A 280-nucleotide genomic window follows, 5' to 3' on the forward strand; every position below is an offset into this window, starting at 1 on the left:
AACAACGGCGTCAGGGTCCCCAACCCCAGACCCGCAACCCCATGCGGCGTCTGATACGGAAACACCAGAAACAACTGAATCATGGTCGGGAACAGACTGAGCACAAACGTCTGGGCCCACAGCCGATTATTCAACACCGGCAGCAGAAACAGAAAGCCCCACAGCCCACCCCAGACAATCCTCGGGTACAACCAGTCCGGCGATAACCCCGGAGCGATGGACACCCCAAGCGACTGGCTGATGCCGTACATCCCGAACAGCCAGACCACCAGGCTGTTGC

At 59.3% G+C, this 280-nt stretch carries 1 protein-coding gene; it reads right to left on the reverse strand.

Annotation, left to right across the window (positions count from 1 at the left end):
• On the reverse strand, positions 1–280 hold a 280-nt coding region (locus tag B3187_RS08455), incomplete at both ends, for a hypothetical protein (RefSeq protein ID WP_286805739.1).

Origin of the sequence: Marinimicrobium sp. UBA4209 (assembly GCF_002381585.1) — a bacterium.
Lineage (GTDB): Bacteria > Pseudomonadota > Gammaproteobacteria > Pseudomonadales > Cellvibrionaceae > Marinimicrobium > Marinimicrobium koreense.